12 protein-coding genes are annotated in these 16,074 nt (G+C 42.5%); 8 read left to right on the top strand and 4 right to left on the bottom strand.

All coding sequences use genetic code 11. The features are described from left to right. Window positions 1–111: 111 nt before the first annotated feature. From OQ279_RS02860 to bshA, 3 genes are read left to right on the top strand one after another with little or no spacing between them, the layout of a single operon-like run. The gene (locus OQ279_RS02860; protein WP_266068282.1) at window positions 112–597 is read left to right on the top strand and encodes an ABC transporter ATPase; all 486 of its coding nucleotides are present in this window, start codon (window positions 112–114) and stop codon (window positions 595–597) included. Further along, a complete protein-coding gene (locus tag OQ279_RS02855; RefSeq protein WP_266068281.1) occupies window positions 597–3,524 on the top strand; it encodes a serine hydrolase domain-containing protein in 2,928 nt (975 codons plus the stop codon). The genes OQ279_RS02860 and OQ279_RS02855 overlap by 1 nt, the downstream gene beginning before the upstream one ends. Before the next feature lie 3 nt (window positions 3,525–3,527). Further along, the gene (gene bshA, locus OQ279_RS02850; protein ID WP_266068280.1) at window positions 3,528–4,679 is read left to right on the top strand and encodes an N-acetyl-alpha-D-glucosaminyl L-malate synthase BshA; all 1,152 of its coding nucleotides are present in this window, start codon (window positions 3,528–3,530) and stop codon (window positions 4,677–4,679) included. A 33-nt stretch (window positions 4,680–4,712) separates the two neighbouring features. Here the strand turns inward: bshA and OQ279_RS02845 are convergent, their stop codons facing one another. Continuing rightward, window positions 4,713–5,180 carry a hypothetical protein gene (locus OQ279_RS02845; RefSeq protein ID WP_266068279.1) on the bottom strand — a complete coding sequence of 156 codons (468 nt, stop codon included), beginning with the start codon at window positions 5,178–5,180 and terminating at the stop codon, window positions 4,713–4,715. A 132-nt stretch (window positions 5,181–5,312) separates the two neighbouring features. Here OQ279_RS02845 and OQ279_RS02840 point away from each other — a divergent pair, with 132 nt between their 5' ends. From OQ279_RS02840 to OQ279_RS02825, 4 genes are all read left to right on the top strand, one after another. Continuing rightward, entirely contained in the window at window positions 5,313–8,222 is a 2,910-nt protein-coding gene (locus OQ279_RS02840) for an FAD-binding and (Fe-S)-binding domain-containing protein (protein WP_266068278.1), read from the top strand. Window positions 8,223–8,273: 51 nt separating this feature from the next. After that, window positions 8,274–9,338 (top strand): chorismate synthase, encoded by a 1,065-nt coding sequence (gene aroC / locus OQ279_RS02835; RefSeq protein WP_266068276.1) that lies wholly within the window; start codon window positions 8,274–8,276, stop codon window positions 9,336–9,338. Between the two features lie 18 nt (window positions 9,339–9,356). Continuing rightward, window positions 9,357–10,682: a dicarboxylate/amino acid:cation symporter gene (locus OQ279_RS02830; protein ID WP_266068275.1), complete on the top strand. Its 1,326-nt coding sequence runs from the start codon at window positions 9,357–9,359 to the stop codon at window positions 10,680–10,682. A gap of 110 nt (window positions 10,683–10,792) precedes the next feature. After that, complete coding sequence (locus OQ279_RS02825) at window positions 10,793–11,947, top strand: peptidase MATCAP family protein (protein ID WP_266068274.1); 1,155 nt, start codon at window positions 10,793–10,795, stop codon at window positions 11,945–11,947. A gap of 172 nt (window positions 11,948–12,119) precedes the next feature. Here OQ279_RS02825 and OQ279_RS02820 read toward each other — a convergent pair whose 3' ends face one another. Next, window positions 12,120–12,533, bottom strand: a complete 414-nt coding sequence (locus OQ279_RS02820) for a thiol-disulfide oxidoreductase DCC family protein (protein ID WP_266068273.1) — start codon at window positions 12,531–12,533, stop codon at window positions 12,120–12,122. Between the two features lie 13 nt (window positions 12,534–12,546). Next, window positions 12,547–14,718, bottom strand: a complete 2,172-nt coding sequence (locus tag OQ279_RS02815; RefSeq protein ID WP_266068272.1) for an endonuclease MutS2 — start codon at window positions 14,716–14,718, stop codon at window positions 12,547–12,549. A 44-nt stretch (window positions 14,719–14,762) separates the two neighbouring features. Here OQ279_RS02815 and OQ279_RS02810 point away from each other — a divergent pair, with 44 nt between their 5' ends. Further along, complete coding sequence (locus OQ279_RS02810; protein ID WP_266068271.1) at window positions 14,763–15,428, top strand: uracil-DNA glycosylase; 666 nt, start codon at window positions 14,763–14,765, stop codon at window positions 15,426–15,428. Here the strand turns inward: OQ279_RS02810 and OQ279_RS02805 are convergent, their stop codons facing one another. Further along, entirely contained in the window at window positions 15,429–16,073 is a 645-nt protein-coding gene (locus OQ279_RS02805) for a hypothetical protein (protein WP_266068270.1), read from the bottom strand. Window position 16,074 lies beyond the last annotated feature (1 nt).

The following is a 16,074-nucleotide window of genomic DNA, read 5'->3' as shown; positions in this document are numbered from 1 at the left end:
CGTTGCGAAATGATTCCTTTAAATACCTGGTAATAGGAGAATTTTAACCTTCTCAAATTGGATTCCCCACTCCAAATCTCTTATTTTTGTTTCTCTAAAAATTTCCAAATAATGTTTGTCCCATTTGATACCCTACCTGAAAGTTCCCGAGTTTGGATCTATCAGGCAAATCGCTCTTTTACAGAGGAAGAGCAAGCTGAAATTAAAGAAAAGCTTCAACAATTTATAGAGCAGTGGACTGCCCACGGTGCCAACCTGCAAGCTTCTTTTGAAATGCGTTACAGGCGATTCATCATCCTGGCGCTCGATCAAAAAATGAATGCAGCGACCGGATGCTCCATAGATGATTCGGTACGGTTCATTCAGCAGCTGGAGAAAGATTACAATGTAGATCTTCTTGACAAGATGAATGTCTCTTATAAGCAGGGAGATTTCGTGGCTTATAAAACTTTGACCGATTTCAGGAAAATGGCAAAAGACAAAGCTGTTTCTCCAAAAACGATCGTTTTTAATAACCTGGTAAATAACAAAGCCGAATACCTTTCAGATTGGGAAGTGCCTGCATCTGAGAGCTGGCACAAGCGCTTTCTTAATTAATGAGTTTTTGCAAGCCCAAACTTTCAGGCCTGTTTTTGGCCTTTATCCTTATTACCCAAATTTCCTATTCTCAAAGCCGGCCTTTAATTGCTGAAGATGTAGAGCAGCAGCGGCAATGGGTAGACAGCATTTATGATGCAATGTCGCTACAGGAAAAAGTGGGGCAGCTTTTCATGATCGATGTTTTTTCTTCAGACCCTGCATCAAAAATTGAAAAAGCAAAAGAACTGGTGGCCCAGCAGCATGTGGGTGGGGTAATCTTTTCAAAAGGAGGTCCAAAAACGCAGGTAAAGGTTCACAATGAACTTCAGGAGCTTTCCAAAATTCCGCTGCTTATAGGTATGGACGCCGAGTGGGGCCTGGCAATGCGTCTTGATTCTACCTATGCCTTTCCGTGGAATATGACTTTGGGAGCAATAAGAGATGAAAATTTAATTACCGAAGTGGGTGCGAGTATTGCAAAACACTCCAAAAGACTGGGCGTACATATGAATTTTGCCCCGGTAGTGGATATTAATACCAACCCCAATAATCCTATTATTGGCAACAGGTCTTTTGGGGAAAATAAAAATAATGTTGCCAGTAAATCCATTGCTTTCATTAAAGGCATGCAAAGGGAAGGGGTGCTTGGCAGCGCCAAACATTTCCCCGGACATGGAGATACAGAACGGGATTCTCATAAAACTTTACCCACCATTGATTTTTCCCGAGACAGGATATTCAGGGAGGAACTGTTTCCTTATAGAAAGATGATTTCTGAAGGGCTTGGAAGTATCATGGTTGCTCACCTTAATGTTCCCAGCCTGGAAGAACGCGCTCAATTTCCTTCCAGTTTATCGCACAAAATAGTCACGGGAATTCTAAAAGAGGAACTGGATTTTAACGGACTCATTATTACTGATGCGCTCAATATGAAAGGAGTTGCCGATTTTGATGAACCCGGTGAGATAGAACTGGCGGCTTTTTTAGCAGGAAACGATATTTTACTTTTTTCTGAAGATGTACCTAAAGCTTCAGAAATGATTATAGAAGCTTTTAATAAAGGATTAATTACCGAAGAGCGCCTGAAGCATTCGGTAAGGAAGATCCTTTTTGCCAAATACAATGTTGGCCTTGATCACTATGAACCTGTAGATCCCACTTATATAGTGGAAGAGCTTAACAGTATTCGCAACGAGGTGCTTGCACATAAGCTGTACGAGAATGCAATGACGGTCATTAAAAATGACCGGTCTCTCATCCCGTTACAAGATCTGGAAACCAGCAAAATTGCCTATGTTCATTTTGGAGAAGACCCCGGAAATGCCTTTTTTGAGCAGTTAAATCACTACGCACAGGTAGATTCGGTTTCCGCAGAAAACCTGAATGAATTGCTAGACAAGCTGGAGTCGTACAATCAGGTGATTATTGGTTATCATCAGTCTTCGGCTTCCCCCTGGAGCGGATTTAAAATGAACGAGCAGCAGCAGACCTGGTTGTATGAAGTTGCGAGAAAGAACCGGGTGATTCTCAATGTGTTCACAAGTCCGTATGCTTTGCTTGATTTGCGAACTACGGGTAATTTTGAAGCCATACAGGTGGCATATCAAAATACGGAACTCGCTCAACAAAAAGCGGCACAGGTGATCTTTGGAGCTATAGAGGCTAAAGGGAAACTGCCGGTAAGTGCCGGAAATAATTTCCCTGTTGGCACCGGCTATAAAACAGGTACCCTTAATCGCCTTTCTTACGGTCTGCCCGAGCAGGTAGGAATGAATTCATATAAGCTAAGAAAGATTGACGAACTTATAGAAAAGGCGATAGATGAAAAAATGACCCCGGGCTTACAGGTGCTTGTGGCGAGAAAAGGTAAAGTCATCTATGAAAGAAATGCGGGATATCATACTTACGATAAAGAAATACCGGTGAAAGCTTCAGACGTTTACGATCTTGCTTCCCTTACCAAGATACTTGCTACGCTTCCGCTTCTCATGGAGCTTGTAGACAAGGATGAGATTGATCTCAATACAACACTGGGTGAAATGTTGCCATACTTCCGCGGAAGCAATAAACAAAACATCACCATTCTCGATATGTTATCGCATTATGCCAGGCTCAAGAGTTGGATTCCTTTTCATCGAATGACCATAGATCAAAAGACGAAAAGGCCCGATGTGAAATTTATTCGCACTGAACAGGATAGGGGCTTCGGCATACAAATAGCCGAAAACATGTATGTGAGGAATGACATTAGAGATTCGGTGCTTAAAACTATTAAGGATAGTCCGCTCGAGAGGCGAAAGGCTTATAAATACAGTGATCTCCCATTTTATTTGCTGAAGTTCTATATGGAAGATATCTATGGCACCTCCCTGGAGTATCTTACTCAAGATCATTTTTACAGGTCTTTGGGAGCTCATAACACTACCTATTTACCTCTTCAAAAGCTTCCAAAAGAGCGAATTGTTCCCACCGAAAATGACAGGTCGTGGAGAAATCAGCTCTTGCAGGGATACGTTCACGATGAAGGCGCTGCACTTTTGGGCGGAATTGGAGGGCAGGCAGGACTGTATTCTAATGCTAATGATGTTGCCAAGATCATGCAGATGTACCTTAACGGTGGCCAGTATGGAGGAATAAATTATTTTGACCAAAAAACGGTAGACAAGTTCAATACCTGCTATTACTGTGATGACGATGTGCGACGGGGAGTTGGTTTTGACAAGCCCCAGTTAGGCAATTATGGCCCTACCTGTGGCTGTGTTTCAATGACCAGCTTTGGGCATAGCGGTTTTACAGGAACTTTTACCTGGGCAGACCCCGATGAAGAAATAGTTTACGTATTTTTAGCAAATCGAATTCATCCCTCTGTCCAGAACAATAAGTTGACAAGGGAGAGTATAAGATCAAATATTCAGGAACTTATTTACGAAGCCATAGATCGTTAATACATGAAAATAGGCATTGTTTGTTACCCTACTTTTGGGGGAAGTGGTGTGGTAGCTACCGAATTGGGGATGGCACTCTCCCGCAGAGGGCACGAGATCCATTTTATTACTTATAAGCAGCCGGTAAGGCTTGAACAGCTTTCTCATAATATACATTTTCATGAAGTTAATGTACCCGAATACCCTCTGTTTCACTATCAGCCTTACGAGCTTGCCTTAAGCAGCAAGCTGGTAGATATGGTGAAATTGCATAAAATTGAGGTGCTGCACGTACATTATGCCATTCCTCATGCCTATGCAGGTTACATGGCAAAAAAAATGCTCGAGGAAGAAGGAATCTACCTGCCTATGGTAACCACCCTTCATGGAACCGATATTACGCTGGTGGGCAACCACCCTTTCTATAAACCGGCAGTTACTTTTAGTATTAATAGCAGCGATGTTGTTACTTCGGTATCTCAAAGTCTTAAGGCAGATACCCTGCGTCTTTTTAACGTAAAGCGCGAGATTGATGTAGTGCCCAATTTTATAGACACCACAAAATATACCCAGTCTATTAGCAACTGCCAAAGAAGTATGCTGGCTCAAAGTGATGAGAGGATCATTACCCACGTAAGTAATCTTAGAAAGGTAAAGCGGGTAAGGGATGTAATTATGATCTTTTATGAAATTCAGAAAAACCTGAAATCGAAGCTTATCATGGTAGGGCAGGGACCTGAAAGAGAAATGGCCGAAGAACTGGTGCAAGAGTTAGTTCTGGAAGATAAGGTGTTATTCCTGGGGGAATCTCATGAGATTGACCAGGTATTGAGCTATTCCGATCTTTTTCTTTTGCCTTCAGAAAAAGAGAGCTTTGGGCTTGCCGCCCTTGAGGCTATGGTGAATGGGGTGCCGGTAATTTCAACAAATACCGGAGGTCTGCCCGAAGTTAACAAGCAGGGCTTTTCGGGGTATTTAAGTGATGTGGGAGAGGTGTCAGAGATGGCAGCCAATGCAATTCATATACTTCAAGATGATGCCACCCTTAAAAGGTTCAAAGAAAATGCCCGTAAACAGGCATTTATTTTTGATGTATACTCGGTTGTTCCTCTCTACGAAAACCTCTATTTAAAAGCTTTAGATATTACCCAAAAAGAAAAGGCTCCCAAAAATTAATTCCGGGAGCCTTTTTTATGATAATTGTTATGTCTAGAACTGGTATCTAATCCCCAGCGCTATATCAAATCCAAGATCATCATTGTAATCACTGAATCCAATTTCAGGTCTAAAGTCAAGAGATAGGAGTAGGGGGAAATCGAAATCATATTCAATACCCACATCCCCGGCGATTAGAACAAAAAAGTCACTGTCATCACCAGTATCAACAGAGCCTAATCCACCACCGGCACCGGCGTACCAGTTAAATCCGCCTTCAAGGTTCCAAACCCACTGGTAAATTCCTGTTAGTCTAAAGGCATCAAGGTCATTTCTGCTTCTCCAACCCAAATCCAGTTCAAGTCGGTTGTTTTCTGACAATCCGTGTTGATAAGAAATTTCTGTTCCAAATCCATCATTGTCTCCCAAACGTAAACCCAGAGCATGATCTGCAATATTTTGTGCTTGTGAAGAAAGGCTAAAACCAAAAATACATAAGGTTAGTAAAACGATTTTTTTCATATCTTTTCATTTAATTTGTTCCTACAAAATTAGACTATCTGATATATCGATTACCCCTTATCTCCGCTAATTAAATGTTAATGTTAATAATGGCCTGTTAATCAGGCTGCCATAACCTGTTACTGCTCCCCTATGAATCAAAATCTTCAAAAACTCGACCAAGACCTGCAAGGTGAACTCTTCTATGACGCCCTATGGAGAAGGATTTTCGCAACAGATGCTTCTGTTTATCGCACTATTCCTCTCGCTGTAGCCTATCCAAAAAATCTGGAAGACATAAAGCAGCTTATTTCTTTTGCCAATAAAAATAATACGTCGCTCATTCCGCGTACAGCCGGTACTTCCCTTGCAGGGCAGTGTGTAGGGGAAGGTATTGTAGTTGATGTCTCAAAATATTTCACTTCCATTCTTGAACTTGATACAGAAAAGAAAACAGTTAAAGTTCAGCCGGGAGTAATTCGCGATGACCTTAACAGGTACCTGCAAGCCCACAAGCTGTTCTTTGGGCCCAATACTTCTACCTCAAATCGTTGTATGATAGGTGGAATGGTTGGCAATAATTCCAGTGGAACCACTTCTATCAAATATGGCACCACGCGCGAAAAGGTTGTGGAAATGAAAGTGCTGCTCAGTGATGGTTCAGAGGCTGTTTTTTCTGAAATTTCTTCGGAAGAATTCCGCAAAAAAATGGAGCTGGATTCCATGGAAGGTGAGATCTACCGGAAACTTTATGAAGAGCTTAAGCCTGAAGCAGTGCGTGACCAAATTACAGCAGGCTTTCCAAAACCGGAGATCCACCGCCGCAACACAGGGTATGCAGTAGATGAACTGCTGCCGGCTGAAGTTCTGGGAGGAAGTGAAGATAAGATCAACATTTGTAAACTGTTGTCTGGTAGCGAAGGTACTTTGGCTTTTACTACCGAAATTACTCTGCAGCTCGATGCACTGCCACCGGAAAATGCTGTAATGATCGCTGCACATTTTGAGTCATTGGAAAAATGCCTGCAGGCGGTTGTTCCGGCAATGCAGCATTCCCTGTTCACCTGCGAGATGATGGATAAGGTGATTCTGGACTGTACCCGGAATAGTCTAAAATACCGGGAAAATCGTTTCTTTATAGAAGGTGACCCGGCAGCTATCCTCATGCTAGAAATAAGAGCATCTTCAGAAGAAGAATTGACTAACCGTACTGCCGAACTCCTAAAAACCCTTACAGATTCAGGACTTGCCTATGCACTTCCGGTACTTCAGAATGAAACCATAGATCTTGCGCTGGAATTAAGAAAAGCAGGACTGGGGCTTCTCGGGAATATTGTTGGCGACCGTAAAGCCGTGGCTTGTATAGAAGATACAGCTGTGGCGGTAGAAGATCTTGCTGCATATATTTCAGAATTTTCCCAGTTAATGCTCAACTACGGGCAGGATGCTGTATATTATGCTCATGCCGGCGCAGGGGAACTGCACTTGAGGCCCATACTCAATCTCAAAAAAGAGGATGATGTGGTGCTCTTCAGAAAAATTACAGAAGAAGTGGCTGCTCTCGTGAAGAAATACGGTGGCTCTATGAGTGGGGAACACGGTGATGGCAGGGTACGGGCCGAGTTTATACAGCTCATGATAGGAGAAGAGAATTACAACCTCTTAAAAAGGGTAAAAAACATCTTCGATCCAAATAATATTTTTAACCCGGGGAAAATTATTGACGCTCCTCCAATGGACGAGAGCCTAAGGTACGTGCCGGGCCGAAAAGAGCCCGAAATCGAAACGATTATGGATTTCTCCGATTCTCTTGGGATTCTAAGAGGGGCCGAAAATTGTAATGGTAGTGGCGACTGCCGCAAGCCTGCCGAAGCAGGTGGCGTAATGTGCCCTAGTTACCGTGCCACCCGCAATGAAAAAGATACCACAAGGGCCCGTGCCAATGCTTTGAGGGAATTTTTGACAAATTCTGATAAACAAAATAAGTTTGATCATGAAGAGTTAAAGGAAGTACTTGACCTGTGCATTAGCTGTAAAGGCTGTAAAAGTGAATGTCCTTCTAATGTTGATATGGCCGCTTATAAAGCAGAGTTTCAGTATCAATACAACAGTACCAACGGCAGTTCGCTGCGTTCAAAAGCTTTTGCCTTCAACGCTGCGCTCAACAAAAAGACCTGGCGATTTTCCCCTTTTTCGAATCTTATGTTTTCAAATGCTCTTACGGGTGGTCTTATAAAGAAATCAATGGGTATCGCGCCACAGCGACGTTTACCTGCTCTATCCAGCCAAACTCTTTCTTCTTATTATAAAAAGAATGAGAGAAAGCTTACTACGCCTATTAAAACGGTTTACCTCTTTAACGATGAATTTACCAATTACCTTGATTCTGAAGTGGGTGTGGCTGCAATAAAGCTGCTTGAAGGGCTCAACTATGAGGTGAAAATTGTAAAACATCCTGAAAGTGGGCGTGGATTTATTTCAAAAGGCTTTTTAAAGGAAGCCAAAGAAGTAGCCAATAAAAACGTTTCAATTTTCAAGGATATTATTTCTGAAGAGCGTCCGTTGCTCGGGCTGGAACCTTCAGCAATATTGAGCTTTAGGGATGAATATTTGAGACTTGCCGATGATAAGGCGGCTGCCATGAAAGTATCCAAAAATGCCTTTTTACTGGAAGAGTTTTTTAAGAAAGAAGTCATCGCCGGAAATATTACTGCCGATTCCTTTTCTTCGGAAAAGAAACGCATCAAATTACATGGCCATTGCCACCAGAAAGCTTTGGCGGGCGTAGAGAATACTTTTGTGATGCTCAACCTTCCGAAGAATTTTGAAGTAACCGTGATCCCTTCAGGTTGTTGTGGTATGGCAGGTTCTTTTGGGTACGAAAAAGAGCATTATGAGGTAAGTATGCAGATTGGCGAACAAACGCTGTTCCCTGCAGTGCGAAAAGCTTCCGCAGAGACAGTTATTGCTGCTCCCGGAACCAGCTGCCGTCATCAAATTTATGACGGAACCGGTAAAAAGGCCCTTCATCCTGTAGTGATAATGGCTGCGGCTCTTAAATAAACATTTTTAAATCTTGGCTTAAAAAATTACATTTGCTCAAAATCACCTTCAATGGCCGGAAATTCCTTTGGAAATCTATTTAAACTTGTCACTTTTGGGGAATCACATGGCCAGGCTATCGGCGGAGTGATTGACGGATGTCCCGCCGGACTCCCTATTGACACCGAAAAGGTACAGCAGGAGTTGGCCAGGCGTAGACCCGGGCAATCTTCTATCGTAACCCAGCGCAAAGAACCCGATACGGTAAAATTCCTTTCGGGTATCTTTGAGGGGAAGACAACAGGTACGCCTATTGGCTTTATCATAGAAAATGCCAACCAAAAGTCAAATGACTATTCACATATTAAAGATGTGTACCGCCCTTCTCATGCTGATTATACTTACGATCAAAAATATGGCAACAGGGATTACAGGGGTGGAGGTAGATCATCGGCCCGTGAGACTGCCTGTAGGGTAGCGGCCGGAGCCATCGCAAAACAATTGTTGAAAGACGTTACATTCACCGCCTATACTTCTGCGGTAGGAGATATTAAGCTTCAGAAGAAATTTGAGGAGCTGGATCTTTCTGAAATAGAAAAGAATCCGGTACGATGTCCCGATCCTGCAACTGCCAAAGAAATGGAAACTTTCATTAAGCAAATCCGGTCGCAGGGAGATACTGTGGGGGGAGTAGTGGAGTGCGTGATTTCTAATGTTCCCGTTGGGCTTGGTGAACCTGTCTTTGATAAACTTCATGCCGCTTTGGGGGGTGCCATGCTTTCCATAAATGCCGTTAAAGGATTTGAATATGGAAGCGGCTTTGCAGGTGCGTCTATGAAAGGCAGTGAGCACAATGACCATTTTCGAACCGATGGCTCTACGATTACCAACTTTAGCGGAGGAATCCAGGGAGGTATTTCTAACGGTATGGATATTACTTTTAGGGTTGCCTTTAAACCCGTAGCTACCCTTATGCAAAAACAAAAGACCATAAATGCTGAAGGGCAAGAGGTAGAAATGCAGGGCAAGGGCAGGCATGACCCATGTGTGGTGCCGCGGGCAATTCCTATTGTAGAAGCAATGGCGGCTCTGGTTCTCGCCGATTTTTATTTGTTGAACAAAACATCAAAAATATAATTTCAGAGATACTTTAGTATGAAAAAATTAGCGCTGCACTGGCAGATCTTACTGGGAATGGCCGCTGGGGTGATTTTCGCCCTTCTAATGACCAATTTTTCCTGGGGAGCCGAATTTATTAGTGATTGGATCAAACCTTTCGGAAATATTTTCATCAATGCCTTAAAATTAATTGCAGTGCCTCTTATTTTGGCGTCCCTGATAAAAGGTATCTCCGATTTAAAAGATATCTCGAAGTTGTCGCAAATGGGAACCCGTACAATTCTCATTTATGTTGCAACTACGGTGATCGCAGTAACAATTGGTCTGGTGATGGTCAACGTCATTGAGCCGGGTGCTGCAATTGCCGAAGACACCCGAAACGACCTTATTACGAGTTATGAAGGTGATGCCAATGTGCGTATTGCCGATGCACAGCGGCAAAAAGAAGCCGGGCCGTTGCAGGCCCTGGAAGACCTTGTTCCCGGGAACATATTTGCGGCAGCCAGTGATAACGGGAATATGTTACAGGTAATCTTTTTTGCAATCTTCTTTGGCATTGGTCTCATCTTAATACCCGAAGAAACAGCGAAGCCCGTAAAAGCCTTTTTTGACGGGTTTAACGAAGTTATTCTCAAATTAATTGACCTTATCATGCTGGCTGCGCCGTATGGGGTTTTTGCTCTTCTGGCTGCTCTGGTGGTAGAGTCTCCCAGTTCCGATCTTTTTGCAGCGCTTGCAATGTACGCCGTAACGGTGCTTGTAGGGCTTGCTCTAATGATTGGGGTTTATATGATGTTGGTCTGGATCTTTACGGGGCGTACCCCGTCTTTCTTTGAAAACGGAATTGCCCCCGCACAGCTCTTAGCTTTTTCTACCAGTTCAAGTGCGGCGACCCTCCCTGTAACTATGGAAAGGACCGAAGAACACCTGGGCGTGCACGAAGAGGTGACCAGTTTTGTTCTGCCAATAGGAGCTACAATAAATATGGATGGTACCAGTTTATACCAGGCCGTGGCAGCAGTTTTTATAGCCCAGGCTTTTGGTATGGATCTCTCTATTGGTGCGCAACTGGGAATTATTGCCACAGCCACCCTGGCGTCTATTGGTTCGGCGGCAGTACCGGGTGCAGGAATGGTGATGCTGGTTATTGTACTTGCCCAGGCCGGGATCCCCGAAGCGGGTCTTGCTCTCATTTTTGCTGTAGACAGGCCTTTAGATATGTGCCGTACTATGGTGAATGTTACAGGAGATGCTGCTGTTTCTATGATGGTAGCAAAATCTGTAGATAAACTGGGAGAACCACATGAAAGAAAGTGGGATGATAACCTTCCAAAAAAGGAAAAGATCTCCAAAGAAAAATAGGGATTTTTTATCCTGTAGTTCGTCAATTTTTTCACACATAAAGCTTGCGAGGCTTACAGGAATTTCTTGTATTTGCGCGGGATTAATTTTTAACCTGAATTTGTTCAGTAATGACCGATAAAACCCGCAGCTACTACAAAACGCTTCTGCAAATCGACCAGAATCTCGACCGTCTTGTTCGGGAGATCGATGTACTCAATTATTTGAATCCGCTGAATATTGAGCAGGAAAAAAAGCGCTTTTTTGGTTCCAAATTTTCAGAAGATCCGGTTTTCAAATACAGGAAGCTAAAGTTTGATCCCTATACGCTACAGCGGCAATTATTCAGCCAGAGGCTGGAAGACATTCCCGATGAAGATATTTATAAATTGTACCACGATGCCGTTTATGAATACTCCGGATTGGTGCAGTGCGTTGCTACCGTGGGTAAAGAAAAAAAGTTCTTTTACAACTCGCTTCGGGTATTTGGAACCCCCACAGAGAAGGATGTCAAAAATGCCAAATTCATACTTCATTTTCACAAAGAGGAAGACGCCGAAGAAATGGTGCCCCGTTATAATGCCGATCAGGCACAGGCTTATTTTCAGGCTTTTGGGGAAAGATATCCTTTTAAATTCCGAATAAGACAGAGTAATAGCATCACCGGAGCAGCCATGGCATTAAATTCGGGGGAACTTGTGGTCAAGAAGAACAGGAAATTCAGTGACAATGACCTGAAAGTTCTTTCAAATCACGAGATCTTTGTAAACATGCTCACTACCTTTAACGGATTAGACCAAACCCTGAGGATCTTTTCACACGGCTTCGCCAATAATCATCCTACCCAGGCCGGACTCGGAATTTTTAGCGAATATATGAGCGACAGCCTAAGTCTAAAAAGGGTAAAGGAACTGGCTTACCGGGTACTTGCTGCCGATAGCCTCATAAAAGGCTACAGCTTTAGTGATACCTTTGATCTCTTGTACAGCCAGTACAAGCTTGACCGCGAAACTTCCTGGTTGATTTCCCTAAGAGCACACCGCGGTGGCGGATTTACCAAAGATTATCAATACCTGCCCGGCCTTAAAAAGGTCTATGACTATTATGCTTCTGAAAAGGACATGGGGCTACTGCTTACCGGTAAGGTGGCTCTTGAAGATGCCGAACTCATCGAAAAGCTTCAGCAAAAAGAACTGGCTAAAAAGAACACCCACTTTCCTCATTCTTTTCAGGAGAACAGGAACACCAATGACAAGCTCAAATTCCTACTAAGCAACCTTAAATAAGTGATCACTGGTCAGTACTCGGTGATCAGTTGACTTGCCTGAATATGGTTACATTTTTCAGGCTAATGATCATTTCCGGATTTTGTACTGCAATAAATTATAGTACTCAACGCTTCGGCCCAAGTCCATTATTCAGCTTTGAACGTGGAACTTTACCTTGAATCTTTAAAGTCTATTTCAGGAATAAAGCCTGTAGCTCTGGGGTGGGCACCATACAAGTGTCCTTCTTTCCAAACCAGCTGTACCTGTTATTGGCAACAAAGCTATATACGCCATCTCTAAGACCTTCGGGTAGAGACTTAAAATACTTTAGCCAGGAATATCCTTTTAAATGTCGGGCGATCTCGATTGCGGCGGTCGATTTGTGATAATATGCTACACCGGGTTCGATAAGGATCACCGAATCCAGGTTTTCTGTATCTATTCCTTTTTCATTAATGATTTGACGGCCCACATCACTTTGGAGGGGTGCAAATCGAAATACGTCATTTACATCATTCTTAATGATCGTTTGTACCGTTTTGTTGCAAAGATTACAAACACCATCAAAAAGGATGATCTTCTTGTTTTCAGGGAAATTTACCATAATTTTTCTTTTTCTATTTTTTTCGTTGCACAAGCTCCAACTGGTCTACAGAAACCGAAGTAGTGAAAATGCCATAGTTCACTTTAGCATTTCCTTTTTCAATACTGTCAATGCTTCCAACGGCTTTCCCGTCTTGCATACGCACTCTGTCACCTACTTTTAAAACCGGTTTTGGCTTTGCAATTTCTTCTTTAATATCTTTTTCCTGCTTTTCTTTTTTCTTTTTTCTAATTTCTTCGACCTTCTTTTCAGCTTCCTGCATCACCTTCTTTTCCTTCGCTTTTTCCACCTTTTTTTCTTTAGGTGAAACTTTTTTTCGCTTGGAATTCTCTACTTCTATGATCTTCAGGAATTCGGCAATAAGCTCTTTTTTCTTTTTATTCTGAAAATATTTTTCACCCAGTTCATTGATCTTGTTACCTAAATAAATTAACCGCTGATTGCTGTCGTATAACTCCTGAAAATTCTCCAGTTTCTGCTGAATTCGGGCGTTTGTTTCTTCCAGCTTTTTCTTTTCAGATTCTGTTTTTTGTTCTTTGGTCTTTAAAGCTGTTGTTGTCTTCGAAAGTTTTGACCGTTCCTTCTGAAGGTCGGCGATACTTTTATCAAACCTAATTTTTCCCCGTTCTACCTTCTTTTTTGACCGGTTGATAAGGCTGTAGGGAATTCCGTTCTTTTGGGCTACCTCAAAGGTGAAGGAGCTTCCGGCTTCTCCCATATGCAGCTTGTAAAGCGGTTCCAGGGTTCTTGCATCAAACAACATGTTTGCATTGATAACATGCGGCAGCTCATTGGCCAGCATCTTTAAGTTGGCATAATGGGTAGTGAGAATTCCAAAAGCTTCTTTTTCATAGAAGACCTCCAGGAAAGTTTCAGCCAAAGCCCCTCCCAGTTCCGGGTCACTTCCTGTACCAAATTCATCTATCAGGAAAAGTGTTTTATCATCTACTTTCTTCAGAAAGTAATTCATGTTCTTTAAGCGGTAGCTATATGTGCTCAGGTGGTTTTCAATACTTTGATTATCGCCAATATCTGTAAGTATCCTGTCAAAAAAGCACATCCTGCTGTATTCGTGTACCGGAATAAGCAAACCACTTTGCACCATGAGCTGTAAAAGCCCCATGGTTTTGAGCGTAATACTTTTCCCACCGGCATTAGGACCTGAAATTACGATAATGCGTTTATCACTGCTCAACTCAATGGTCTGCGGATAGGTCTTTTTATTCTGCTTCCTGTTGGTAAGCAAAAGCAGCGGATGATAAGCATCTATTAATTCTATTTCACGATCCCGGGAGATCTTGGGCATTACAGCATTCATGTCCATCCCGTACTTTGCCTTGGCAGCAATAACATCTATGTTGCTCAGAAATTCCTGGTAGTCTATCAGTAAACTGCGATAAGGCCTTACAAAGCTTGTTAGCTCCTTCAGGATCTTCTTTATTTCTTCCTTTTCTTCATACTCCAGGTTGTTCAGTTCGCGGGTGTAGTTATAGGTGGTTTCGGGCTGAATGTATACAATGCTTCCTGTTTTAGAATTCCCTAAAATTCCGCCTTTAACCTTTCGCCGGTGCATGGCAGAGACTGCAAGCACTCTTATATTATCTACTACGGTCTCGCGTATGTCATCAAGATAACCAAGGTTGTTGTAGTGGGTAAGAGCACTCCCAAAGCTGGAGTTAATTTGCCCTTTTACATGCCCAATCTTTCTGCGTGTTTCCTGAAGCAGGGGAGAAGCGTCATCTTTTACCTCTCCAAATCGATCAATTACCTGATTGATTCTCTCAATGATGAGCGGAGTATACTCTACTTCTGAAGCAGTTTCGTGAAGACAGGGATACAGCTGCTCAAATTTCTGAAAAAACCGAATGAGAGTATTTGAGGTTTCTGAAATTGATCCTATCTTCCTGAAACTCGATGCTTCCAGGCGGGTCTCTTCAATGCCCAGGAATTTTATTTCCTGGTCTATAGCATCAAAGCCATGATTGGGAATACGACTTTCCTGCTGGTACGAAGACACATATTCATTTGTTTTTCGAAGTGCAAAAATGGTTTCTTTGTAACTTGAAAAAGGAGCTATTTCGAGAGCTTTATTCTTACCGGGACCTGTGACCGTATACCTACTAACCTGCTGGCAAATTGTTGGAAATTCAAGGTCCTGAAGAGTCTTGGCTGTAATTTTAATCATAGAAAATTTCCCTATTTTTGGGAAGCTGCAATTTAACCAATAATATGACCTTTGACATCACACCAGATTGGAAAAAAAAGTTAAATCACGAGCTTGAAAAACCTTATTTTAAGGAACTGCTTGAATTTGTATCTGCCGAATATGAGGCGAATGACTGTTTTCCTCATCCCGATAACATATTCAAGGCCTTTGAACTTTCCTCTTTTGAGGAAACCAAAGTGGTAATTATAGGGCAAGATCCATACCACGGTTACGGGCAGGCTCATGGTTTGTGTTTTTCTGTGCAGCCCGAAACCAAAGTTCCACCTTCTTTAGTAAATATTTTTAAAGAAATTAGCGATGATTTAGGGACACCTTTGCCCGGACATGGAAACCTAAAGCACTGGGCAGAGCAGGGGGTATTAATGCTAAATGCCACGTTAACTGTGCGGGCAGGGCAGGCAGGTTCTCACCAGGGAAAAGGTTGGGAAAAATTCACAGATGCCGTGATCTCCACTTTGTCAGATGAGCGGGAAAACCTGGTATTTCTCCTGTGGGGTGGCCCTGCACAAAAGAAAGGCCGTAAAATTGATTCTAATAAACATTTGGTGCTTACCAGCGGGCATCCTTCTCCATTAGCCGCGAATAGAGGCTATTGGTTTGGTAACAAGCATTTTAGTAAGACAAATGAATTCCTTCGTTCTATAGGAAAAGAACCCATTGCGTGGTAACTAGAACCTGTAGCCTACGTTAACCGTGGGGAGCAGGACGATATCGGGAGAATTTTTATCAAAGAGGTTTCTGCCTATTCCAAAAGATAGATCAACAAGAAAGCCCTGTTTGGCAACAAATTTTCCGCCTACACCTATTCCAATGGCAATATCGGTATATTCAATAAATACTTCCTTTTCTTCTAACTCTCCAGTTTCGGAATTTGGAAATTTTCTTTTCACTTCATTATCTCCGTTGGAAAACATCCCAAAGGCTTCAGCATAATAACCCCAGGCGGTGTTTTCTTCCTGTAGGAAATATTTAAATTTTCCGGTAATAGAGAAATCCTTGGTGTAAATTTTTGAAAGATCTACGTCCTCTCCTTCGTTCTTATTAAAGACCTTGGAGAAAATTTCTACGCCGGCTGAGGCGTGATCGTTAATTATTCGCTCGTATCCAACATCAAGGGCACCAAATACCAATAAGTTGAGTACGTTTAAATGCACTTCGCTATAGGTACTATCTCTCTTGAAAATGTTTTCCTCCTGAATTGCAGAATCTATTTCAATATCGCCTGATGCTTGTGAAAACGCTCCTTGCTGGGCAACAACAGGTGTAGCCAAAAGCAGGAGTGTCAAAAATGTCAAAATATTTGTCTTTTTCATA

This window comes from Salinimicrobium profundisediminis (assembly GCF_026241755.1).
GTDB classification, from domain to species: Bacteria; Bacteroidota; Bacteroidia; order Flavobacteriales; family Flavobacteriaceae; genus Salinimicrobium; species Salinimicrobium profundisediminis.
Note: the sequence above shows the minus strand (reverse complement) of the source record. Positions and strands in the feature narration are given on the sequence as shown.